23 protein-coding genes and 1 tRNA gene are annotated in these 22,987 nt (G+C 68.0%); 12 read left to right on the forward strand and 12 right to left on the reverse strand.

What is annotated here, in order from left to right:
* The first annotated feature begins 51 nt into the window (after positions 1 to 51).
* A complete protein-coding gene (locus tag NC7_RS16100) occupies positions 52 to 555 on the forward strand; it encodes a low molecular weight protein-tyrosine-phosphatase (protein ID WP_067983881.1) in 504 nt (167 codons plus the stop codon).
* Entirely contained in the window at positions 555 to 1,412 is an 858-nt protein-coding gene (locus NC7_RS16105) for an SURF1 family cytochrome oxidase biogenesis protein (RefSeq protein WP_067983883.1), read from the forward strand. Before NC7_RS16100 ends, NC7_RS16105 begins: the two co-directional genes overlap by 1 nt.
* A 24-nt stretch (positions 1,413 to 1,436) precedes the next feature.
* On the opposite strand, the gene NC7_RS16110 is transcribed toward NC7_RS16105, so the two are convergent.
* A complete protein-coding gene (locus NC7_RS16110) occupies positions 1,437 to 2,354 on the reverse strand; it encodes a cobalamin biosynthesis protein (RefSeq protein ID WP_067983885.1) in 918 nt (305 codons plus the stop codon).
* A gap of 109 nt (positions 2,355 to 2,463) precedes the next feature.
* Between NC7_RS16110 and sigJ the strand changes: the two genes are divergently transcribed.
* Positions 2,464 to 3,402, forward strand: coding sequence for an RNA polymerase sigma factor SigJ (gene sigJ / locus NC7_RS16115; RefSeq protein WP_067983887.1), 939 nt, complete (start codon positions 2,464 to 2,466; stop codon positions 3,400 to 3,402).
* On the opposite strand, the gene ald is transcribed toward sigJ, so the two are convergent.
* On the reverse strand, positions 3,399 to 4,511 hold the full coding sequence (gene ald / locus NC7_RS16120) for an alanine dehydrogenase (protein ID WP_067983889.1): 1,113 nt from the start codon (positions 4,509 to 4,511) through the stop codon (positions 3,399 to 3,401). The two genes, sigJ and ald, sit on opposite strands and share 4 nt — an antisense overlap.
* A 112-nt stretch (positions 4,512 to 4,623) precedes the next feature.
* On the opposite strand from ald, the gene NC7_RS16125 reads away from it, so the two are divergent.
* Positions 4,624 to 5,139 carry a gamma carbonic anhydrase family protein gene (locus tag NC7_RS16125; RefSeq protein ID WP_067983891.1) on the forward strand — a complete coding sequence of 172 codons (516 nt, stop codon included), beginning with the start codon at positions 4,624 to 4,626 and terminating at the stop codon, positions 5,137 to 5,139.
* A gap of 312 nt (positions 5,140 to 5,451) precedes the next feature.
* Positions 5,452 to 6,069 carry a TetR/AcrR family transcriptional regulator gene (locus tag NC7_RS16135; RefSeq protein WP_067983895.1) on the forward strand — a complete coding sequence of 206 codons (618 nt, stop codon included), beginning with the start codon at positions 5,452 to 5,454 and terminating at the stop codon, positions 6,067 to 6,069.
* On the opposite strand, the gene NC7_RS16140 is transcribed toward NC7_RS16135, so the two are convergent.
* Positions 6,063 to 7,793: an Eco57I restriction-modification methylase domain-containing protein gene (locus NC7_RS16140; RefSeq protein WP_067983897.1), complete on the reverse strand. Its 1,731-nt coding sequence runs from the start codon at positions 7,791 to 7,793 to the stop codon at positions 6,063 to 6,065. The genes NC7_RS16135 and NC7_RS16140 overlap by 7 nt on opposite strands.
* 160 nt (positions 7,794 to 7,953) lie before the next feature.
* Here NC7_RS16140 and NC7_RS16145 point away from each other — a divergent pair, with 160 nt between their 5' ends.
* Positions 7,954 to 8,643, forward strand: coding sequence for a nitroreductase (locus tag NC7_RS16145; protein WP_067983899.1), 690 nt, complete (start codon positions 7,954 to 7,956; stop codon positions 8,641 to 8,643).
* A gap of 13 nt (positions 8,644 to 8,656) precedes the next feature.
* Here NC7_RS16145 and NC7_RS16150 read toward each other — a convergent pair whose 3' ends face one another.
* From NC7_RS16150 to aceE, 7 genes are all read right to left on the reverse strand, one after another.
* Complete coding sequence (locus NC7_RS16150; protein WP_067983901.1) at positions 8,657 to 9,112, reverse strand: winged helix-turn-helix transcriptional regulator; 456 nt, start codon at positions 9,110 to 9,112, stop codon at positions 8,657 to 8,659.
* 91 nt (positions 9,113 to 9,203) lie between these two features.
* The gene (locus NC7_RS16155) at positions 9,204 to 10,649 is read right to left on the reverse strand and encodes an acyl-CoA carboxylase subunit beta (RefSeq protein WP_067984102.1); all 1,446 of its coding nucleotides are present in this window, start codon (positions 10,647 to 10,649) and stop codon (positions 9,204 to 9,206) included.
* A 107-nt stretch (positions 10,650 to 10,756) separates the two neighbouring features.
* Positions 10,757 to 12,007: a KasA/KasB family beta-ketoacyl-ACP synthase gene (locus tag NC7_RS16160; protein WP_067983904.1), complete on the reverse strand. Its 1,251-nt coding sequence runs from the start codon at positions 12,005 to 12,007 to the stop codon at positions 10,757 to 10,759.
* Positions 12,008 to 12,018: 11 nt separating this feature from the next.
* A complete protein-coding gene (acpM, locus tag NC7_RS16165) occupies positions 12,019 to 12,318 on the reverse strand; it encodes a meromycolate extension acyl carrier protein AcpM (protein ID WP_019046010.1) in 300 nt (99 codons plus the stop codon).
* Between the two features lie 82 nt (positions 12,319 to 12,400).
* On the reverse strand, positions 12,401 to 13,315 hold the full coding sequence (locus NC7_RS16170) for an ACP S-malonyltransferase (RefSeq protein ID WP_067983906.1): 915 nt from the start codon (positions 13,313 to 13,315) through the stop codon (positions 12,401 to 12,403).
* A gap of 127 nt (positions 13,316 to 13,442) precedes the next feature.
* A complete protein-coding gene (locus tag NC7_RS16175; RefSeq protein ID WP_174550234.1) occupies positions 13,443 to 14,744 on the reverse strand; it encodes a PucR family transcriptional regulator in 1,302 nt (433 codons plus the stop codon).
* A 44-nt stretch (positions 14,745 to 14,788) separates the two neighbouring features.
* Positions 14,789 to 17,662, reverse strand: a complete 2,874-nt coding sequence (aceE, locus tag NC7_RS16180; protein ID WP_067983911.1) for a pyruvate dehydrogenase (acetyl-transferring), homodimeric type — start codon at positions 17,660 to 17,662, stop codon at positions 14,789 to 14,791.
* Positions 17,663 to 17,869: 207 nt separating this feature from the next.
* Here aceE and NC7_RS16185 point away from each other — a divergent pair, with 207 nt between their 5' ends.
* The 5 genes from NC7_RS16185 (at position 17,870) to NC7_RS16205 (ending at position 20,381) form a co-directional block, all read left to right on the forward strand.
* On the forward strand, positions 17,870 to 18,427 hold the full coding sequence (locus NC7_RS16185) for an Rv2240c family protein (protein ID WP_067983912.1): 558 nt from the start codon (positions 17,870 to 17,872) through the stop codon (positions 18,425 to 18,427).
* Between the two features lie 118 nt (positions 18,428 to 18,545).
* A complete protein-coding gene (locus tag NC7_RS16190; RefSeq protein WP_067487242.1) occupies positions 18,546 to 18,968 on the forward strand; it encodes a DUF3052 domain-containing protein in 423 nt (140 codons plus the stop codon).
* A 73-nt stretch (positions 18,969 to 19,041) separates the two neighbouring features.
* Positions 19,042 to 19,506: a peroxiredoxin gene (locus tag NC7_RS16195; RefSeq protein ID WP_067983914.1), complete on the forward strand. Its 465-nt coding sequence runs from the start codon at positions 19,042 to 19,044 to the stop codon at positions 19,504 to 19,506.
* Between the two features lie 31 nt (positions 19,507 to 19,537).
* Positions 19,538 to 19,609 (forward strand) — tRNA-Val (locus NC7_RS16200).
* A 166-nt stretch (positions 19,610 to 19,775) separates the two neighbouring features.
* Complete coding sequence (locus tag NC7_RS16205) at positions 19,776 to 20,381, forward strand: hypothetical protein (RefSeq protein WP_067983916.1); 606 nt, start codon at positions 19,776 to 19,778, stop codon at positions 20,379 to 20,381.
* Here the strand turns inward: NC7_RS16205 and NC7_RS16210 are convergent.
* Both NC7_RS16210 and NC7_RS16215 read right to left on the reverse strand, forming a co-directional pair.
* Positions 20,378 to 21,367 carry an IS481 family transposase gene (locus tag NC7_RS16210; RefSeq protein ID WP_067983918.1) on the reverse strand — a complete coding sequence of 330 codons (990 nt, stop codon included), beginning with the start codon at positions 21,365 to 21,367 and terminating at the stop codon, positions 20,378 to 20,380. The two genes, NC7_RS16205 and NC7_RS16210, sit on opposite strands and share 4 nt — an antisense overlap.
* 106 nt (positions 21,368 to 21,473) lie before the next feature.
* On the reverse strand, positions 21,474 to 22,016 hold the full coding sequence (locus NC7_RS16215) for a hypothetical protein (protein ID WP_157102033.1): 543 nt from the start codon (positions 22,014 to 22,016) through the stop codon (positions 21,474 to 21,476).
* 61 nt (positions 22,017 to 22,077) lie between these two features.
* On the opposite strand from NC7_RS16215, the gene NC7_RS16220 reads away from it, so the two are divergent.
* Positions 22,078 to 22,980 (forward strand): aminoglycoside phosphotransferase family protein, encoded by a 903-nt coding sequence (locus tag NC7_RS16220; protein WP_067983923.1) that lies wholly within the window; start codon positions 22,078 to 22,080, stop codon positions 22,978 to 22,980.
* Positions 22,981 to 22,987 lie beyond the last annotated feature (7 nt).

The following is a 22,987-nucleotide window of genomic DNA, read 5'->3' on the forward strand; positions in this document are numbered from 1 at the left end:
CGAACACAACTGAACACCCTACGTGGCGCCGCCGCGGCCCCACCGGCGACAATGGGACCCGTGGGAGAGCTGCACGTGACCTTCGTCTGCACAGGGAACATCTGTCGGTCGCCGATGGCGGCGAAGATGTTCGAAGCGCATCTGTACCGTGCCGGTCTGGCGAACCGGGTAAGAGTGAGCAGCGCGGGCACCGGCTCGTGGCACGTGGGCGACCCCGCCGACCCGCGCACCGCCGCCACCCTGCGCCGCGCCGGATACGCCGCCGAACACATCGCGGCCACCTTCGGTGACGAGCATCGCGACGCGGACCTGATCGTCGTGCTCGACACCAGCCACGACCGCGAGCTGGCCCACCGGGGCGTGCCGACCGAACAGCGTCGGCTGCTGCGCAGCTTCGACCCCACCGCCGACGGCGTGGACGTCCCCGACCCCTACTACGGCGACCAGACCGACTTCGACCTGGTCCGCGACCAGATCGAGGCCGCCGTGCCCGGCCTGCTCGACTGGGTACGCGCCGAGCTAGAGGCCCGCGACACCGCCACCGCGCGACGCTGATGCGCAAACTCACCTTCCTGCTGCGCCCGAGCTGGCTGATCCTCGCCCTGGTCGTCGTCGCGTTCGCGTACCTGTGCTTCACGATCCTTGCGCCTTGGCAGCTGAACAAGAACACCAGCACCGAGCACCGCAATCAGCTGATCGCCGACTCCGTGCAGGCCGACCCGGTCGCCGTCACCGACATCCTCGCCGGTGATCCCACCACCCACACCGAGTGGCGCAAGGTGACCGCCACCGGCACCTTCCTGCCGGATTCCACCGTGCTGGTGCGTCTGCGTCACCTCGACGGCGCCCCCGGGTACGCGGTCCTCGCCGCGTTCCGCCTCGACGACGGCCGCACGCTGCTGGTCGACCGAGGTCTCGTCGCCGCCGTCGACGGCACCCGCCCACCCGAGATCGCCGAAGCACCCGTCGGCGCCCAGCGCATCGAAGCGCGAGTGCGCGCCTCCGAAGGCGTCGTTCCCGACAAGGCACCGAGTACGCAGGACGGGTTCCGGCAGGTGTACACGATCGACACCGCCCAGGAATCCACCGTGCTTGGTACCCCGCTGACGCCCATCCCGACCGGTACCGACAAGGGCGGTTACCTCCAGCTCGCCGAAAACCAGCCGGGGGCGTTCACACCCGTTCCCCTCCCCCAGCTGGACGCGGGCCCCTACCTCTCCTACGGACTGCAGTGGCTGGCATTCGGTGTGATGGCGCCGCTCGGCCTCGGCTATTTCGTCTTCGCCGAAATGCGGGCTCGTCGTCGTGAGCGCGGCGAAGCCGTCCCTGACGTCACCGATCAGCCCGCCGAGACATCCGAGGCGAGCACGACGGAGGCCCGCCTGGCCGATCGATACGGCCGCACCCGCTGACAGTCCGGCGCCCGTCCCGCACGCTCACCGGCGCAGCGACGCCACCGCCGCGCTGAGAACGACAGCTCCGATCTGCACCGCCTCCGACATCCGGACGGCCCGGCGCAGATCCTCGGTTCCCGGCGACCGGCCACTGCCGAGAGTCGGCCGCAGCTCCGCCCCGTAGCGGTACTGCGTGCGGCCGCCGAGTCGCACCCCGAGCGCCCCGGCCATCGATGCCTCGACCACTCCCGCGTTGGGGCTCGGATGCTTGCGCGCGTCCCGGCGCCAGGCCTGCCAGGCCTGCCCGGGGCTCCCGCCGACCAGCGGCGCCGAGACCACCGTGAGCAATCCGGTGATCCGAGCGGGCACCAGATTCGCGACATCATCGGTGCGGGCGGCGGCCCAGCCGAAGCGCAGGTAGCGCTCGTTCCGATACCCGACCATCGCGTCGAGCGTGTTCACCGCCCGGTACCCGAGCAGCCCGGGCACTCCGGCGACCGCACCCCACAGCAGCGGTGCGACGGCGGCGTCGGAGGTGTTCTCGGCGACGGATTCCAGTGCGGCGCGGGCCAATCCGTCGGCGTCGAGGACGGAGGGGTCGCGGCCACACAGCGACGGCAGCAGCGTGCGGGCACCGTCGACATCGCCCGCGTCGAGCCGGTCGGCCATGGCGTGGCCCGCTCGTGCCAGGCTGCGCCCGCCGAGCACCGTCCACGTCGCCAGCGTCGTCGCCAGCAGCCCGCCCCGCGCCGCCACCGTGCCGAGCGCGACGACCGTCCCGACCGCCACGGCCTCGTGCCCGATCCCCGCCCGGTGGGTGTTCGCGTAGGTCCACCGTTCCAAGGCCGCCGCAGCCGTCCCGAACCCGGCTACCGGATGCCACCGGCGCGGATCGGCGAGAACGCGGTCGAGCGCGAAACCGAGCAGCAGTCCAGCGGCGGTCGAAATCCCCTTGTGCACCGGGCGAGGTTAGCCGGTCGGCGCTGATGTCACACCGGATGCGTCCGCTTCGTCGTCCTCGTGACAGCATCTGGCGCACCCGCCCACTCTCGACCGAACGGCTGGCACCATGACCGACACAGCGAACCTCGACGGCGCCGGACTGGCGCGCCGTTTCGAGGAGCACCGCGCCTACCTGCGCAGGCTCGCCTACAGCACCCTCGGCAGTCTGGCCGACGCCGAGGACGTGGTGCAGGAGGCGTGGCTGCGGCTGCACCGTCAGCACGCGGCGGGCAGAACGGGTGAGATCGACAATCTGCGCGCCTGGCTCACCACCGTCACGGGCAGACTCGCCCTCGACCAGCTCGGGTCCGCGCGGGCCCGCCGCGAACAGTACGTCGGCGAGTGGTTGCCGGAACCGGAGGTCAGCACCATGGACGACCCAGCCGACCGCGTCACCCAGGACGAGCGGGTCACCACCGCCCTGCTGGTCGTGCTCGAATCGCTCTCGCCCGCCGAGCGCACGGCCTTCGTGCTCCAGGACGTGTTCGGGATGTCGGGCCCGGAGGTCGCCGAGGTGGTCGGGCGCACCCCGGCCGCCGTACGTCAGCTGGCTTCGCGGGCCCGTAAGCACGTGGAGAGCGGCACACCGCGTTTCCCGGCCTCACCCGCCGAACAGGAGAAGGTCGTTTCGGCGTTCGCCCTGGCCTGGCGCTCGGGTGACCTGAGTTCGCTGCTCGGCGTGCTGGACGAGAAGGTGGTGCTCACCGCCGACGGCGGCGGCAAGGTGCCCGCGATCCGCCAGCCCGTGCGCGGCGCCGAACTCATCGCCAAGATGCTGCTCGGCTGGTATCACGCGCCGTCGGCGACCGCTGCCTGGGGCCGCGCGGTGCTGGTCAACGGCGCGCCGGGACTCGTGGTGTTCGACGGCACCCATATCGGGGTGTTCTCGTTCGTCGTCGACGACGGCCGCATCGTCGCCATCAACGTCGTCCGCAATCCCGACAAGCTGCGCGACCTGCCGACGGCGGGCGCGCCCGACTGGTACATGGGTCGCACCGAGGACTAGACCCCGAGCGAATACCCGTGCGCGGCAGCGACTTCCGCCGACAGCAGCTTGCCGTCGACCGCCGTGAGCCCCGCCGACAACCCCGGGTCGGCAGTGCACGCTCCGCGCCAGCCGTTGTCGGCGATGGCCAGGGCGTAGGGCAGTGTCGCGTTGGTGAGCGCGACGGTGGAGGTGTGTGGGACCGCGCCGGGCATGTTCGCGACACAGTAGAACAGCGAATTGCCCACGGGGAAGGTGGGATCGGCGTGCGTCGTCGGCCGGGTGGACTCGAAGCAACCGCCCTGGTCGACGGCGATGTCGACGAGCACCGACCCCGGCCGCATCCGCGCCACGAGCTCGTCGGACACCAGCTTCGGCGCCTTCGCCCCTGGTACCAGCACCGATCCGATCACCAGATCGGCGGCGAGCACCGCCTTCTCGATCTCGAGCGCGTGGGAGGCGAGGGTACCGACCCGACCGGCGAACCGGGCGTCGAGTGCGCGCAGCCGCGCCAGATTCGTATCGAGCACACTCACCCGCGCGCCCATCCCCATCGCGACGCTCGCCGCGTTCGTGCCCGCCACGCCGCCACCGAGCACCACCACGTCGGCGGGCCGGACACCTGGCACGCCGCCGAGCAGCACACCGCCCCCGCCCATCGGCGCCATCAGGTGATACGCACCGACCTGAGCGCCGAGTTTGCCCGCCACTTCGCTCATCGGCGCCAGCAGCGGCAGCGAACCGTCGGCGGCCCGGACCGTCTCGTAGGCGATGGCGGTGGTCCCCGAGGACAGGATCGCGTCGGTGCACTCCTTCGACGCGGCGAGATGCAGATACGTGAACAGCACCTGCTCGCGCCGCATCAGCGGATACTCCTGCGCGATGGGCTCTTTCACCTTCAGCACCAGATCGGCTTCGGCCCACACCTGTTCGGCGTCTACCGCGATCCGCGCACCGGCGGCCCGGTAATCGTCGTCGGCGAAGCCCGAGCCGACGCCCGCGCCCGCCTGCACGAGCACCTCGTGCCCGTGGGCGGCGAGTTCCGCGGCCCCCGCGGGCGTAAGCGCCACCCGGAATTCTTGCGGTTTGACCTCCGTCGGAACACCGGAAATTACGCCCGTTGCCGTCATCAACCCAGACTAGATCCTGTTTCGACGGGCCGTGGTCGAATCCGGCGCGTGTCGATACGGGCTACGCGCGCCCGCCCTGCCCGGCCTCGACGCGTAGAGCGATAATCACCGCATGATCATCAAGGTGACCGGGTTCGCTCCCGAGATCGACGAGTCAGCATGGATCGCGCCGAACGCGACCGTGATCGGACGGGTGCGTCTGGACGCCGAGGTCGGCGTCTGGTACTCGGCGGTTCTGCGCGGGGACCTCGAACAGATCACGGTCGGCGCGCGCACCAACATCCAGGACGGGTGCGTGCTGCACGCCGACCCGGGTTTCCCACTCACCGTCGGCTCCGGTGTGTCGGTGGGACACAACGCGATTCTGCACGGCTGCACCATCGGCGACGACGTGCTCGTCGGCATGGGCGCCACGGTGCTCAACGGTGCGGTGATCGGCGCGGGCACGCTGATCGCGGCCAACGCGCTCATCCCCGAGGGCGCCCGGATTCCGCCCGGCTCGCTGGTCGCGGGTGTGCCGGGGAAGGTGCGTCGAGAGCTCACCGAGGCCCAACAGGACGGCATCAAACTCAATGCCGCTGTGTACCTCCACAATCTGGCCACCCATCGAGACGCCGAGATCTTGTGACGCATCACACTGAGCAAATGACCATTAGGGAAACCTGATAGCATTTGACCTGCGTATCGCGACCGGTCCACCGAGTCTGAGGGTCGGCACCGGTACGCGGGGCAGGAGGTATCACGGTGGCATACGCGCAAGTAGGTGTGCACCGATCCGGGGGCAGACTCAGCGTGGCCGATATCGCGGCACAACCAGGCGGTATCGAGGCACTCCGGTGCCGTGTTCACGAACTCCGTTCCCGGGGTGTGCATTTCGCGGCGAACGCGATCGAGCAGGAGATGGTCGCGCTGGATCTCCCAGCACGGGGATAATGGGCTGATGCCCACTGTCTCGACCATCCTCGCGCGAATCCTGGAAAAGCCCGTCACCGACGGGGAGAAGCTGCTCGACAGCGCGCTGTCGGCGTTTCTGGATTTCGGGATCAAACGGACAAGCATGGGCGAGATCGCGCGCCGCGCCGGGATCAGCCCGGCCACGCTGTACCGCCGCTTCGAATCCAAGAACGACCTGGTGGAAGCGGTCGGCGTGCGGGAGGCGCAGCGCTATGTCGGCGAGATCGACGAGCGGGTGCGGGCGGTCACCGAGCCCGAGGACCGCCTGGTCGAGATCTTCGTCGCCTTCGTCACGACCATCGCGGGCAACGAACTGCTGCGAAGACTGCTCGGCACCGAGCCGGAGATGATCCTGCCCAAACTCACCACCGACGCCGGACCCATCCTGGCGGTCGGGCGTGAATACCTCGCCGAGAAGCTGCGCGAGGTGCAGGGCGGCTCCCCCGATTTCGACCCGGACCTGGTCGCCGAGATCATGGCGCGGCTCGCCTTGTCGCTGGCGCTCACGCCCGACGGATTGATCCCACTCGACGATGCCGAGGCCGGGCGGGAATTCGCGCGCCGCACCCTGCTGCCGATGGTGGGTGTCCGCTCCACCTACTGAGCAGGCACCCCGAAGGCCGCGGCGACCGCTTCGTCGACGGCGGCGTCGGCCGCGGCCACGCCGTCTTCCAGAACACCACGCACGCGACGCACGACCTCGACGGCCGCCGGGCTCCTCGGGTCGGGCAGGGGCAGCCGGGCGACATACTGGGTGATCCAGCGTCGCCTGCCCGAATACAGTCGATTTCCGCAGACCGCGTCGTAGAAGCGCAGGCCGAGCGTCGAATTCGCCACGCCCATCAGCAGATACGCCAGGTCGGTCGCCGACTCCCCCGTGTCGAGGTCGGTCAGCGAGATCCAGTAGCAGTCGCCGTTGACGACGGCGCCGGAGCGGTCGAGGGCGAAGCGGGGGCGTTCGCTGATGTCGGGGAAGACGAGTTTCGGCGCGCCCCACAGGTGTGGACGCTGCGGCACCCAGATCTCGAACCACTTCCGACCGCCGTCGAGCACGTAACGGCGACCGGACAGCACCTTCTCATGGGTGCGCAGATACTGGGCGGCACAGGGGAACTCGTCGAGGTCGATCGGCGTTCGACGGGTCCGCCGCAGGTCGTAGGGATAGAGAACCCTGGTCCCCCGGCGCCGGTCGATCTGCCACGGTTCGAGGTCATGATGAGTGATCAAGGGCTGCAACAGTTCCCGCTCGGGCGTGGGGTCCACGTCGTCCCAGCGATCGGAGATGAACACGCGATCGGCGGTGGTCTTGATACCCACCCGGATCCGCGCCGTGTCCCCGAATGTGCGCCAGGTGCGGTCCGCGATCTCGTCGAGCCAGCGGTCGACGCACGGGCGCGACATCCGCCAGGCCGTTTCACCGTGCGCGCTCTCGCCGACCGCTGACGGTTGCCGCACGAAACCGTTGCCCGCGAGCTCACCGATCTCCACCGCGAACGTCCGCCCGCCGACACCGACCGAGCAGTCCGTCGCTCCCGCAAGCGCTTCGAACAGGTCTGTGCCGCAGCCTGTTTCGGGTAGTGGATGCTCGTAGACCGAGACGTACCGGCAGCCGACCGAGATGGTGTCGTCGCCGGGGATCGCACGATCATGCGCGACGCTGTCGGCCGGTCGGGTGGCGATCGTGATCGCGGGGAGGACGGCGGCGGAGAAGAGTTTGGTGTCACCGAGGTCGTAGAGTTCGACGGGGGTCAGATCGGCGGTCAGGATTCGACGCAGGTTCGCACCCGCTCGGGTGGTGAGAAATCTGTTGGCACAGAGCAATCCGAGCACGCCACCAGGGGCGAGCAGACGTGGGGCGAGCGCGACGAACGGGTGGGTGAGGTCGATGCGTCCGCGCAACCCGAACCGTCGACTGAGCTGTTGCGCGGCGGCCCCACCGAGCTGCTGTGTGCGCACATACGGCGGATTGCTGATGATCAAGTCGAAGCAGCCCCGCGCCAGGCGCGGCGCCTTCATCAGGAAGTCGCCTGCCCGGTAGTCGATCTCGACGCCCTCGCGGTCGGCCCGTGCCGCCGCCTCGGCAACAGCGGCACGATCGAGGTCGTATCCGGCGAGCCGGACCGCGACCTCCGGCGCGCTGGACGTCACCTCGCGATGCACCGCGAGCAGCAACTCCCCGTCCCCACAGGCCGGGTCGAGCACCCGCAGTTCGGCACCGCGCGGGGCGTGCAGCAGTGCCCGGCGCGCCAGAAACCGGGCGAGTTCCGGCGGGGTGTAGTGCCTGCCGTGCCGTTTGCGCTCCCGAGCGTCAGGGGCCTGCGAAGCCATGCGTCCGATTCTGCCCCGCACCGCGCCGGATCGGCGGCAGGCACGGCACCCGCTGGTGGCACGATCTTCGTGTCGCGCGTGGGTTCCGCGGCCGTGCCCCAACTGCTAAGTTGGTCTCAAAATGAGACCAGTTCTCACGACCTACTGAGGGAGCCGCGCGATGGCGCCGACCGAGAATCCCGATTTCGCCGCCCTGCGACGCCTGGCCGACGAACGCTGGACCTGCCGCCAATTCAAGCCGGATCAGGTCGACCGCACCACGATCGAACAACTCCTCGCCCTCGGCCAGCGCACACCGTCGTGGTGCAACACCCAGCCCTGGCAGGTCGTCGTCACCGCGGGCGAAGGCACCGACCGGTTCCGCAAGGAGCTGCTGGCCCACATCCAGACCTCGGCCACCGCGCCGGACTTCGAGTTCCCCGCCGCCTACGAGGGCATCTACCGGGAACGGCGGCGCGCCTGCGGGTTCCAGCTCTACGACAGCCTCGGCATCGTCAAAGGCGACCACGAGAAGACCATGCGCCAGATGGTGCGCAATTTCGAGCTCTTCGACGCTCCGCACGTCGCGATCGTCACCTCCGAGGCCGACCTCGGCGTATACGGCGCCATCGATTGCGGGCTGTGGCTGGAGAACTTCCTGCTCGGCGCCCAGGCCCTCGGTCTCGGCGCGGCACCGCAGGCCGCCCTCGCCTCCTACTCGCCCTTCATCCACGAGTACTTCGGCATTCCCGACACCCGCAAGGTCGTCTTCGGCGTCTCCTTCGGTTACCCCGACGCCGACCACCCCGTCAACGGCTTCCGCACCGCCCGAGCTCCCCTCGACGACCAGGTCACCTGGCACACCTCCTGATCCAGGTATCCGATCAGACGATGCCGGTGAGGCCGGGGCCCGCCTGCGGTTCGATATCGCGGGCGGTGACCTCGGCCTGACACGTGTCGCAGGTGAGGTGGACGTGGGCTTCGCCGGTGCAGGCGCGGTGGCGGTATTCGACCGGAGGGCCCTCGGGTGCCATGTAGGTGTCGCCCCAGTCGCGGATGGCCATCAGGACCGGGTAGATGGCGTGGCCTTTGGCGGTGAGACGGTACTCCTCGTAAGCGCCATCGTCGACGGGACGTTTGACGAGGATCTCGTGTTCGACGAGACGATCGAGCCGGTCGCGCAGGCGGCTGCGGGAGATGCCGAGCGCGCTCTGGAAGGCGTTGAACCGGCGGACACCGGCGAAGCAGTATTTCAGGATCAGCAGGGTCCACCGGTCGCCGAGGATCACCAGGGGCCGCGTGATGGAACACGGGACATCGGCAAGCTCCTCATAACGCACCCTGCCATTATGCGCCGCGCCACCACGACCGCACGCGCACAACGAACGGCCCCCGCCTCGTCGAACGGGGCGGCGGCCGGATCGATTCACCTCACAGCGGGATGTTCTTGTGGTGGCTCTTGCGGGCCGGTGCCGAGGCCAGCGCCGCGGCCAGGGTGCTGCGGGTCTTGGCCGGGTCGATCACCTCGTCGACCACGCCGATCGCGACGGCGCGTTCCACCCCGCCCGCGATCTGCTCGTGCTCGGCGGTGAGCCGCTCGTGCAGCGCCTCACGCTCGTCCTCCGGTGCGGCGGCCAGAGCCTTCTTGTGCAGAATGCCGACCGCGGCCTTGGCGCCCATCACGGCGACCTCCGAACCGGGCCAGGCGAACACGGCCGTGGCACCGAGGGCACGCGCGTTCATCGCGATGTAGGCGCCGCCGTAGATCTTGCGGGTCACCAGGGTGACGCGCGGAACGCGGGCCTCGGCGAAGGCGTGCAGCAGCTTGGCACCGCGACGCACCACGCCCTCGAGTTCCTGGCCGACACCGGGCAGGTACCCGGGGACGTCGGTGACCACGATCAGCGGAATGCCGAACGCGTCGCACAACCGCACGAAACGTGATGCCTTCTCGGCACTTTCGGAGTTCAGGCAACCACCCAGACGCAGCGGGTTGTTGGCGAGCACACCGACGGTGCGTCCACCGAGACGGCCGAGACCGGTCACCATACTGCGCGCGTAACCACCCTGCAGCTCCTCGAACGACGACTCGGTCGTGCCGTCGGGCGACTCCACGTTGTCGAGCAGCTCGTGGATGATCGGCTTCACGTCGTAAGCGCGCTTGGCCGACTCCGGCATCATCGCCTTGAGGTCGACATCGCCGTGCGCGGCCGCGACCAGGTCGAATTCGCCCTGCTCGGCGAACATCGACACCAGTCTGCGGGCCCGGTGCAGCGCGTCGGCCTCGTCGTCGGCGGCGATGTGGCAGACGCCGGACTTCTTGAAGTGTGTGATGGGACCACCGAGGGTCGCCATATCGACGTTCTCGCCGGTCACCGAGCGGACCACGTCGGGGCCAGTGACGAACACGCGACCCTCCGGCGCCATGATGACCACGTCGGTCAGCGCGGGGCCGTAGGCGGCGCCACCGGCGGCGAAGCCGAGCACCACCGAGATCTGGGGAACGAGCCCGGACGCGCGGACCATGGCCTCGAAGACCAGTCCGACCGCGTGCAACGCCTCGACACCCTCGGCCAGGCGTGCGCCACCGGAGTGCCACAGGCCGACGACGGGGATGCCGGATTCGATGGCGGTGTCGATCGCGTCGACGATGTGTTTGCAGCCCTCGACACCCATCGCACCACCCATGACGGTGGCGTCGGAGCAGTAGGCGACGGTGCGCACACCGTCGACCTCGCCGATCGCGGCGAGCACGCCGGAGCGGTCGCGGGGGTGCAGCGGCAGGATCGTGCCGGGGTCGAAGAAGCGCTGGAGCCGGCCGAGCGGGTCACGCGGGTCGGTCACCGAGTCCTGAAACGCGGGAGCAATGATCGTCATCGCGTCCACTCCTACCTTCGTTGTCGAAATTCTCTCGGCCTCCGCCGGATCACGGCGGAGGGTCGAACCATTCAGTTGGTCGACCCCCCACCGGGAAATCCGTGCGATCAGGCCCGACCGAAGGCGAGCGCGACGTTGTGCCCACCGAAGCCGAAGGAGTTGTTGATCGCGTACTCGATTTCCTGGCGACGGGCTTCCCCGTGCACCACATCGAGATCGATCTCCGGATCCTGGTTGTCCAGATTCAGCGTCGGCGGAACGATGCCGTCCCGAATCGCGAGCACGGTGAGCACCGACTCGAGGGCGCCGACGGCACCGATCGAGTGACCGAGTGCCGACTTCGGCGCGTACACCGAAGCGTGGTTACCCACCGCCAAGTTGATCGCGTTCGCCTCGGCGGTGTCGCCGATGGGGGTCGCGGTCGCGTGGGCGTTGATGTGGGTGATGTCCTGCTTGGTCAGACCAGCGGACTGGATCGCGCGGGTCATCGCCCTGGCCGCACCGGTGCCCTCGGGGTCGGGAGCGACCAGGTGGAAACCGTCGGACGTGATGCCCGCACCGAGCAGACGCGCGTGGATGGTGGCACCGCGAGCCTTCGCGTGCTCCTCGGTCTCGATCGTCATGAGCGCGCCCGCTTCACCGAAGACGAAGCCGTCGCGATCCTTGTCGAACGGACGCGAAGCACCCTTGGGATCGTCGTTGCGCGTGCTCATCGCCCGCATCATGGAGAACGCCGCGATCGGCACGGAGTCGATGAAACCCTCGACGCCGCCGGTGACGACCATGTCGGCGTCACCCATCACGATCATCCGCCACGCGTTGGCGATGGCCTCCGAACCCGACGAGCACGCCGAGACCGGAGTGACCACTCCCGCCCTGGCCTTCAGCTCGAGACCGACGACAGCGGACGGACCGTTCGGCATGACCATCTGAACAGCCAGCGGCGAGATCTTGCGATAGCCGCCGTTCTTCAGCTTGTCGACCGAGTCGATCAGCGCGTCGCCGCCACCGAGGCCGGTTCCGATCGCGACGCCCAGGCGGTCGTGGTCGACCTCCGGGCTGCCCGCGTTCTTCCACACCTCGCGACCGAGCACGGTCGCCAGGCGCTCGACATACGCCATGCGGCGGATCTCGACCCGGCTCAGGAGGGTGTCGGGGCTGACTTTCAGGTGACCGCCGATACGCACCGGCAGGTCGTATTCCTCGATGAAGGAATCCTCGAGAACGTCGATTCCGCTCTCACCGTTGAGGAGTCCCTTCCACGTCGCATCGACATCACCCGCGATCGACGTGGTCGCAGCCATGGAGGTGACGACGACGTTGGGGAAATTCCCGTTCAAGGTGGAAGGAGTGGTCACTGGTTCAGCCTCTATTCGGCGTCGAACTTGGCCTTGAGCTCCGCGGCGGCGTCGGAGTTCTCCGCCTCGAGCTTCTGGATGTAGGAGACAGCGTCACCCACGGTCTTCAGGCTGGCCAGATCCTCGTCGGGGATCTTGACGCCGTACTTGTCCTCGGTCTGCACAGCGATCTCGACCATGGACAGCGAGTCGATGTCCAGGTCGTCGACGAAGGACTTCTCGATGGTCACCTCGGAGGGTTCGATACCCGTAACCTCTTCGATGATCTTGCCGAGTTCTTCGACGATCTGTTCCTGGGTCAGAGCGGCCACTTTGGTGGCTCCCTTCTTGTTTCTCATTTGTAGGGTCTTGAACAGCCGACGCACTTCGTCGTGCGCGACCGCCGGGGGAAAGCTAGCCCGCGGAGGTGAGTCCGGCCAACGCGGGGAGGTCTTCGGGAGTCTTGAGGGCGAGGTTGGGGGTGCCCTTGAGTTCCCGCTTGGCGATGCCGACCAGGGTGCCCGCCGGTGGCAGTTCGGCCACCGCCGAGACGCCCGCGGCGCGGACGGTCTCGGTGCACAGGTCCCAGCGCACGGGACGGGTGACCTGCGCGGCGAGCTTGTCGATCGCGTCGGCGCCCGAGGTGACCGGTTGTCCGTCGAAGTTCGACAGCAGGGTCCGGATCGGGTCGCTCGGCGAGATCTGGGCGATGGCATCGGCGACAGCTGCCTGTGCCGGGGCCATGAAAGCGGTGTGGAACGCACCGGCGACGGGCAATGCGCGGACCCGTGCCTTCTCCGGCGGGTTCGCGGCGAGCTCCGCCAGAGCTTCCAGGCGGCCCGCCGCGACGATCTGGCCGACCGCGTTGCGGTTGGCCGGGACGAGATCGAGTTCGGCGAGCCGTGCGAGCACGGTGGCTTCGTCGCCACCGAGCACCGCGGACATGCCGGTCGGTTCCTGCGCACACGCCTTGGCCATCTCCCGACCGCGAATGGCGGCCAGGCTGACGGCCTCGTCGGAGGTGATGACGCCCGCGACGGCGGCCGCGGCGAATTCGCCGACCGAATGTCCGGCGACGATCGTATCCGCGGGAAGGGTTTCGGGGGCGATTTCGGCGAACGCCAGCAGTGCGGCCGCGACGACCAGCGGCTGGGTCACCGAGGTGTCGACGATCTCCTCCGCCGTCGCGGTGGTGCCGAGACGGACCAGGTCGAGGCCTGCGGCCTTCGACCACAGCTCGAGGCGATCAGCCGCACCGGGGAGTGCGAGCCAGGGCGTGAGCATGCCGGGTGTCTGGGACCCCTGTCCAGGGGTGAACAACGCGATCACCCCCTAAGAAAACACTGTGACCCCCGCCGCACGAGATGTCGGCGCGAATGAAGGTTTGGAACGGGTTTTGTAGGGGTCCCACAAAATCCGAGGTGGGGCGTCCGGATCGACCGATTCCCGAATCGCGTTACAGGGGGTCCTGAGCCAGTGAGGTTGGCGGGGTTTCCGTGACAGAAGGTGACGATTCGTTATGCGTTCGTGTCAAACGGCCCACTGTGGCCGCGATCCGGAGCACATACGCGTCGCGCGGGTTGAGCGGATCACGTCCGGTCACCTCCCCGATTCGCTTGAGGCGATACCGGACAGTATTTGGATGGACGTACAGCTGACGCGCGCACGTTTCTACTGCTCCACCACAATCCAGGTAGGCGTCCAATGTGTCGGACAACGAAGATCCGGCCGACGCCAACGGGAGGACAACATACTCGTTCAACGCTTCTATCGCAGCTCTATCGCCCAGCAGGGCCCGTTCCGGCAACAACTCCGCCGCGTGAACGGGCCTTGGCGCGCCCCGCCAGCCGACGACGGCCTCCATTCCGGCCAAAGCCTCGATGGCGGAGGCGTGCGCGGCGCCTAGGGTGCGCATGGTCGGGCCGATCACCACCGGACCGTCGGAGAACACCTCGGCGAGCAGATCCGACAGGAACGGCGAACCGATCCCCGCATCGCCCAGGTGCCCGCTGACCACCATCACCAGCCGCGCGCCCTGCACCACCGCGAGCGCGGCGCGGCCGTGCCTGGTCGCGATGGTGTGCACCGCCCCGACCGTCGACACGCCCTGATCCTGCGGTGGGGTGCCGACGAGGACGGTGGCCGGTGCGGTGGCGTCCCAGTTCAACGTGGCCGCCCGCGAGAGCATGTCCGGGCCCGTGTCCCCGCGCACCACCGCGTCGACCACCAGCGCCTCCAGGCGGGTGTCCCAGGCGCCGCGCGACTCCGCCGCGCTGGCGTACACCGAGGCGGCCGCGAAACCGAGCTCGCGCCCGTATCGCAGCACCGCCTCGGTGAGCGCGACCAGCTGCCGGTCGTTGCGGGCGAGGGCGGGCAGCCACTGTTCGAAGAAGTCCATGGCCACCCGGACCATGTCCACGGTCTGGCGCAGCGTGAGCCGCCGCGCCAGATCCTGCGGAATCACCTGGAAGGCGTCCAGGCTGAAGCGGATGTCGGATTCGGGATCCTGCAACCACTCCAGGAAGTTCACCACCGCGGTCTGCACCAGCATCTGGACGCCTGCCCGCTGGGCGGCGTCCAGATCGGCGAAGAACGGCAGCCGGTCCTGCATCGCGCCGACCGCCTCGGTCGACAGCCGACCCGAGAACTGCTTGACCCGTCGTAGCAGCGTGTCGGGCAGCGGGTCACGGGTCTGCCGGTTCGGGGACAGTGCCCCGGTCGGCAGGTAGACCTCGTGCGTGCTTGTGCCCTCGGTGATCCGACGGGGCCGCGGCGGTTTGCGCTCCACAGTCCAATAGTCCGCTACGCCAGTTCCTCCGGTGCGTCCGCACTCGGCTTCGGCGCGGCGGACACATCGTCGATGCGGTATTTCGCGGCCGCGTCCACGGCCTTGGACTTGTCGAACGTACCGTCCTTCACCAGGCCTTCGAGCACCGCTACCACGATCGACTGCGCGTCGACATTGAACACCCGGCGGGCGGCCGGACGGGTGTCGGAGAAACCGAACCCGTCGGTGCCGAGGGTGATGTAGTCGCCGGGCACCCACTGCCGGATCTGGTCGGGCACCGCCCGCATCCAGTCCGTGGCCGCGACGACCGGCCCACGGGCCGACGCGAGCGCCTCGGTGACGTAGGCGACGCCGGGATCGGCATCCGGGTGCTTGAGCGCGTGGATCTCCTTCTCGACGGCTTCTTTGCGCAACTCGCCGAACGAGGTCACCGACCACACATCGGCCGCCACACCCCACTCCTCGGCGAGCAGTTCTTGGGCGCGCAGTCCGTCGGGCACGGTCACGCCCGAGACCAGGATCTGTGCGCGCACCTCACCCTCACCGCCGCGCCGGTACAGGTAGAGACCCTTGAGCAACCCGGCCACGTCGAGGTCGTCGGGCTCGGCGGGCTGTTGGTAGGGCTCGTTGTAGAGGGTGATGTAGTAGAAGATGTTCTCCCCGCCGAAGGTCCCGCTCTCCTTCGGATGGGTGCCCGGCAGCGTGCCTGGTTCGGGGGTACCGCCGCCGTACATGCGGCGCAGACCGTCACGCACGATGTGGGCGATCTCGAACGAGAACGCCGGATCGTAGGTGACCACGGCCGGGTTGGTCGAGGCGAGCAGCAGCGAATGCCCGTCGTTGTGCTGCAGGCCCTCACCGGTGAGGGTGGTCCGCCCGGCCGTCGCGCCCAGAACGAAGCCCCGTGCCAGCTGGTCGGCCGCGGCCCACAGACCGTCGCCCGTGCGCTGGAAACCGAACATCGAATAGAAGATGTAGAGCGGGATCATCGGCTCGCCGTGCGTGGCGTACGCGGTGCCCGCCGCCGTGAACGACGCCGTCGACCCGGCCTCGTTGATCCCCTCGTGCAGGATCTGGCCGACGTTGCTCTCCTTGTAGGCGAGCATCAGTTCGGCGTCGACGGAGGTGTAGAGCTGGCCGTTGCGGTTGTAGATCTTCAGCGACGGGAACCAGGAGTCCATGCCGAAGGTGCGTGCCTCGTCCGGGATGATCGGCACGATGCGCTTGCCGATCTCCTTGTCGCGCAACAGTTCCTTCATCAACCGCACCAGCGCCATCGTGGTCGCCACGTTCTGCTTGCCCGAGCCCTTGCGCACCGAGCGGTAGGCCTCGTCACCCGGCAGCGTCAACGGCTTTGCCGCACTGCGCCGTTCGGGCAGGTACCCACCGAGCGCCGTGCGCCTGGCCTGCATGTACTGGATCTCCGGCGCGTCCTGGCCGGGGTGGTAGTACGGGGGCAGGTACGGGTCCTTCTCCAGTTCGGCGTCGGAGATCGGGATGCGCTGCAGATCGCGGAAGTCCTTGAGGTCCTGCAGCGTCAGCTTCTTCATCTGGTGGGTGGCGTTGCGGCCCTCGAAGTGCTTGCCGAGGGTGTAGCCCTTGATGGTCTTGGCCAGGATCACCGTCGGCTGGCCCTTGTGCGTCATCGCCGCCGCGTACGCCGCGTAGACCTTGCGGTAGTCGTGGCCGCCGCGCTTGAGGTTCCAGATCTCGTTGTCGGACATGTTCTGCACCAGCGCCTTGGTGCGCGGGTCGCGGCCGAAGAAGTGATCGCGCACGTAGGCGCCGTCGTTGGCCTTGTAGGTCTGGAAATCGCCGTCGGGGGTGGTGTTCATCAGGTTCACCAGGGCGCCGTCGCGGTCGGCGCCGAGCAGCGCGTCCCATTCTCGGCCCCAGACCACCTTGATGACGTTCCAGCCCGCGCCTCGGAAGAACGACTCGAGTTCCTGGATGATCTTGCCGTTGCCGCGCACCGGTCCGTCGAGGCGCTGCAGGTTGCAGTTGATGACGAAGGTCAGGTTGTCGAGCGCCTCGTTGGCGGCCACCTGGATCAGACCGCGCGACTCGGGCTCGTCCATCTCGCCGTCGCCGAGGAACGCCCAGACGTGCTGATCGGAGGTGTCCTTGATGCCGCGATCGTGCAGGTAGTGGTTGAACCTGGCCTGATAGATGGCGTTCATCGGGCCCAGGCCCATCGAGACCGTCGGGAACTCCCAGAAGTCGGTCATCAGGCGCGGATGCGGGTAGGACGGCAGGCCCTTGCCGAGGCCGCCGTGGCTGTATTCCTGCCGGAACCCGTCGAGCCGGTCGGTGCTCAGTCGACCCTCGAGGAACGCGCGCGCGTAGATGCCGGGCGAGGCGTGGCCCTGGATGTAGATGTGGTCGCCGCCGCCGGGATGGTCCTTGCCACGGAAGAAGTGGTTGAAGCCCACCTCGTACAGCGCGGCCGAGGAGGCGTACGTCGAGATGTGCCCGCCCACACCGATTCCGGGACGCTGCGCGCGATGCACCATGATCGCGGCGTTCCACCGGATCCAGGCGCGGTAGCGGCGCTCCACTTCCTCGTCGCCGGGAAACCACGGTTCGTTCTCGGTGGGGATCGTGTTCACGTAATCGGTGGAGGTGAGCGCGGGAATCGACACGCGACGCTCACCGGCCCGCTCGAGCAGGCGCAACATCAGGTAGCGCGCGCGGCCCGGGCCTTCCCGGTCGAGCATCTCGTCGAAGGATTCCAGCCATTCGCTGGTTTCCTCGGGGTCGATATCGGGTAGATACGATGCCACGCCTTCGCGGATCACCCGCACGCGTTCCCCGGTGGGTTTCGTACCGGGCGCCGCGGGGTCGTTCGGCGAATCGGAAGAAGCTGCAGAGTGGATCAGGTCGGTCAAATCTGCTCCTCGTACTGGGGGCTGAACTGCTTGTCGGCGTCGCGGTCCCCGGGCTTGCCCGCTTGGTGTGCGGAGCACCCGTCTCGAAAGGTTCGGGCGAACCCCATCCTTGCCGAAAGGGTCGCCCGGGTCATCATCTCAGCAGGAAATCCACTAGATTCGCGATGGGCCTACCGGTCAGTGAAGTGAGAGGGAACGGGTTCGACGATGAGGGTGCCGCACGCGCGCAGACTCGGGCTGATCTGCGCATCGGTCGCGGTGACCGCTGGTTCGGTGATGGCCGGGTGCGCCCAGCAGGTGACGGGTACCCCGACCACCGATCCCGCCGAAGTGGCGGCCTACAAGACCGCCGCGGCCGCGTCGTCCTCGGCAGCCGCGTCCTCGCGCGCGGCGGCCGCCCGCACCAAGGCCATCGAGGACAACTGCGGGCAGTTCCCCACCACCACCGGCGCGGGCGTCACCGCCTACAACGACTTCGTGAAGGCCCACGACGAGAACGCTGCCGACTACGCCGCCAAACGCGAGGCCGCGGCAGGCGCACTCGACGCCGCGGCCACGGCGGTCGAGTCCGGTGTCGCGGGGACCGCGGGCGCCCTGCCGACCGAGTTGGCCGACAAGTTCACCGCCTACGTCGTGGCCGCGCGTGAGCTGTCGGCCGAGACCCGGAAGATGACCTACAGCTCGCCGGTCGGCGGTCTCAACGACGCGAGCCGCAAAATCAATCAGGCGCGTACCGAGGTGCAACAGGCCTGCCCACGGCGCTGAATTCACGTCGCCGACACGCGGCGTACGGTACCGATTCATCCGATCGGCTTGCGCTGCGGCCGATAACCATGTTCGCTTGCACGTATCTTACTGTCGGCAGTTTAGGGAGGACACCACCGTGGTCGCCGCGGCGGACGCGCAGAACTACGCTCAGAAGCTTGGCATTTCTCACGGCTTGGTTGTTCAGGAATTGGGCTGGGACGAGGACACCGACGACGCATTGCGCGCCGAGATCGAGGAGATCACGGGCGGCGAGATGGTCGACGAAGACTCCGACGAGGTCGTCGACGCCGTCCTGCTGTGGTGGCGAGAAGGTGACGGCGATCTGGCCGACGAGCTGATGGATGCCATCAGCCCGCTGGCCGACGAAGGATTCATCTGGGTCCTCACCCCCAAAACCGGTCAACCGGGCCATGTCGATCCGAGCGAGATCGCCGAAGCCGCACCCACGGCCGGCCTGACCCAGACATCGACCATCAGCCTCGGCAGCTGGACGGGCTCGCGCCTGGTCCAGCCGAAGGCACCGTCCAAACAGCGCTGAAATCGCCGTTCGCTAAGGTCTCAGCCGGACGAGAACGCTCGGCTGAGACCCGACACGACGACAGGATTCCCCTATGCCGCTAGAGGTTGGCACTCTCGCGCCGGATTTCACGCTCAAGGACCAGAACAACCAGCCCGTCACCCTGTCGGACTACCGGGGCGAGAAGAACGTCCTGCTGGTGTTCTATCCGCTCGCCTTCACCGGCATCTGCCAGGGTGAGCTGTGCAAGGTGCGCGACGAGCTGCCCAAATTCCAGAACGACGACGCCGAGATCCTCGCGATCTCCGTCGGCCCACCACCCACCCACAAGATCTGGGCGGCCGAACAGGGCTACCTGTTCCCCCTGCTGTCGGACTTCTGGCCGCACGGCGCCGTCGCCCAGGCCTACGACGTTTTCAACGAGAAATCCGGCTACCCGAACCGCGGCACCTTCGTGATCGACAAGTCCGGATACATCACTTTCGCGGAGATGAACGGCCCCGGAGAGGCCCGTGACCAGGCGGCTTGGGAGAAAGCGCTGACCGCGCTAGATTCATAACCCGACACCGCCGGTCCCACCGGCGATGCAGGGGCGTATAGCTCAGCGGTAGAGCACTGGTTTTACACACCAGCGGTCGGGGGTTCGATCCCCTCTGCGCCCACAACCACATCACGGAGCCGCGACACTGTCGACCGATCGGGATCCGGCATCCACGGCCACCCAGCATTGGCTCCTATTAGATTGTGCCGGTGAGTAATTCAGCGCCCGTCCGTGAAGATGTCGTGCCGGATCGGGGCGAGCCCGTAAGGCGGTCCATCGCTTCGGCGGTGGGTGCGTTCGGAATCGTCGCCGTCGGCGGCGCTCTGATCGTCGGTGCGGTATCGGGATGGTGGTGGAACGCGTTGGGGGCGCCGGTCGGTGCGGCGACGGCATCCTTCTACACCTTTCTGCTGGTCACGCCGGTGGCAGTGAGCGTCGCCGTCGTCTTCGGCGTCCTCCTGCCGTTCGCCGCGCTGCTTCGCCGTCGGATGCCGTCGAGCAGGGTCGCGTCGGCATGGATCGCGTGCGCTCTGCTCACGGTGCTCGTGACGATGATGCTGTGGGCCGTGGCCGCCGCCGTCACGTTGTTCCTCTCCCTGCGGGCCGCGGCTTGGGCGGGCGGGGTCCCGTTGTGGTACGCCGAGCACTACCTGTGGCAGATGTTCGACCCCGCCACGGTCACGTGGTCGGCCGCACAGACGGTGGTGGTCGCGACGTTCGTGGTGTTCTTGCCGTTGACCGTCGAACACCGGCGCGGGCCCGCCGACCACTCGGTCGCGCGGCGTCGGGTGCGGATCAACGCGGTTGCGGTTCTCCTGGGCTTCGCGACCCTCTACGCCGTGATAGCGATCTACCAAGCACGAGTGATTCCGGGATATATCGGCCTGGACTAGCTGTACTGACCTGAGAGGTTAGGAACGCGGCTGGCTGGTGGGTGGCCTGCGAGTGCGGTGTGGCCGCGGTGGTGATTGTAGGTGTGGAGCCAGGGCGTGAAGGCCGCGCATCGTTCACCGTCGCTGCGATAGAGCCGGGCGTAGGCCCACTCGTCGGCCAGCGTGTGGTGGAACCGTTCGACCTTGCCGTTGGTTTGTGGCCTGTAGGGCCGTGTTCGTTTGTGGATGACCGGTCCCAGGGCCTCGGCAAAGGTTCGGGATCGATAGCAGGAACCGTTGTCGGTCAACACTTTCGTGACGGTGATGCCGTGTTCGGCGAACCAGGCTCGAGCCCGTTTCCAGAACTCGGCGGCGGTGTCTTTGCGTTCGTCGCCGAGTAGTTCGGTGTAAGCCAGACGCGAGTGATCATCGAGGGCGGTGTGGAGATAGTGGTAGCCGCGGACCGGATTGCCATAAGCGTTGCGGTCCCGAGTGGGCTTGTGCGCCTGTGAATTCCGGTTGCCGGTGGCGCGGCCGAGTTTGCGCCAACCGCCGCCATCGGGGATCTTGCCGAGCTTTTTGACGTCGATGTGGACCAGGTGCCCGGGGGTGTCGTGCTCGTAGCGGCGTACCGCAATGCTGGTGGCGCGGTCGAGCCAGCGTAGGCGCGCGAGTCGGTAGCGAGTCAGGACTCGATGCACGGTGGAGGGGTTCATGCCCAGCAGGTAGGCGATGCGGGCAGGGCCCCACCTGCGCAGGACCCGGACTTTGATGATGCGACGTTCGGTGCGTGTCGGTGTCCGGGCAGGACTGTGATGCGGGCGTGAGGATCGATCGGTCATGCCGGTTGCGCCGTGGAGGCGGTATCGGCTCGCCCACCGAGACGCTGTGGTGGGCGAGACCTGGAATCGTTCGGCGGCTCGGCGTAGTGGCCAACCGTCCTCGACGACACATCGAGCAAGTCGTAACCGACCCAACTCCGAGAGAGGGGCATTACGGTGTGACACGAAGACCTCCGAGGCGTGAATGCGTTCCTAGACAGCTCGCACTTCACTCGGAGGTCTTCGCCATGTCAGCTCGCCACGCCGTTACCAACGTCCATGGTCAGTACAACTAGCCATACAGACCGCCGAACCCACCGGCTCGGTTCCTGCTCCTCGACTCGTGTGAGGGACGCAAGGCGCGATGCGCACCGTAGAGGAGAAAGCCGGTGGCGACGGTCCCGCATGCCAAGCCGCCCATGACGATTCTCGCGATCCACGGCCCCTGGCTGATCGCCGCCGCACAGCCCAGTGCCACGAGGACGCCGATGGCGAACAGGATCACAGCCGTCCGGACCACGCCGATGGACTTCCCACGCACCAACTGCTGGGCGGCGAAGATCAGGCCGAGTCCTGCCACGCCGGGCACCGCGCCCACCACGCAGATCAGTAGCAGATAAGGCGAGTCGAGGCCGGACACGACAACCCGCAGCGAACAGGCCAGCAACGCGGCGCCGAGCGCGAGACCGGCCGCACCCGCGGCTCGCATCGCGCGACGCGCTTCGGCGGCGGTGACGTCCGGCGGGGAGATTCTCGGCCGGACGTCCTCGGCATGACCCATCCGCAACCCCCACGGCAACACATCAACAAGGAGGGCCCGCGCTAACGTGCCCATCGCAACCGTACCGGCCGACACCGGTTCCGCTCCTTTACGGTGGACCCGTGGAGGTGCCGAGATGATCGAGATCCCTGAGGCTTTCGCGCACGAGACGATCGGACGTGAAGGAGAGGCGGGTCGGGTTTGGATCGCCGCACTCCCCCAGCTGCTCGATGATGTGCTGCGGCGCTGGTCCTGCCGACCGGACGGGCCGCTGATGCACGGGAACGTCGGGGTCGTGATGCCCGTCTTGGCCGCGGACCATCCACCGGCGGTCATCAAGGTGTCGTTCCCCCATCCCGGCAACGACTTCGAGGCGGCCGCCTTCGACGCCTGGGACGGGGCGGGCGCGGTGCGTCTGTTCGCACGCGACGACGCCGACTACGCGATGCTGCTGGAGCGCGGTTCCGGCGGATCGTTGTCGGAGGTAGCCGACTTCGATGACGCCGTGACCGCCCTGGGCGAACTGTCGCTACGTCTGGCCGTCGAGGCCCCACCGGAGCTACCACGCCTGAGCCGCTTGGTCGCCGAGTGGCCGGATGAAATAGCCACCACCGCAACGCAAATGGGCGACCCTCTCCCTGGTCGCGTGATCGATGCCGCCCTCGCCACCCTGCGCGAGCTCGGCCCGGACCAACCCGAAACGCTCGTCCACGGCGACCTCCACGACTCCAACGTCCTGCGCGGTGATCGAGAGCCCTGGCTCGCGATCGACCCCAAGGGCTACGTCGGCGACCGCGCCTACGACACGATCACCGTCATCCGCAGCTACCGTTTCGCGCCCCTGCTGTTCAGTGCCGACCCGGCGCGCGGCCTGCGTCGTGGCCTCGACATGTATTGCGAGGCAGCCCGCATCGATCGTGACCGGGCCCGCCGCTGGGCACAGCTGCGAGCGGTGCGAGCCGCGCTCTGGGGACGTCAGCACGGCGAACCGGACTGGGTCGTGCGGATCACCGACCAACTCGCCGAGATCCTCGTCTGATCGCGGC

The organism is Nocardia caishijiensis NBRC 108228 (genome assembly GCF_001612825.1).
In the GTDB taxonomy this organism is placed as follows: domain Bacteria; phylum Actinomycetota; class Actinomycetes; order Mycobacteriales; family Mycobacteriaceae; genus Nocardia; species Nocardia caishijiensis.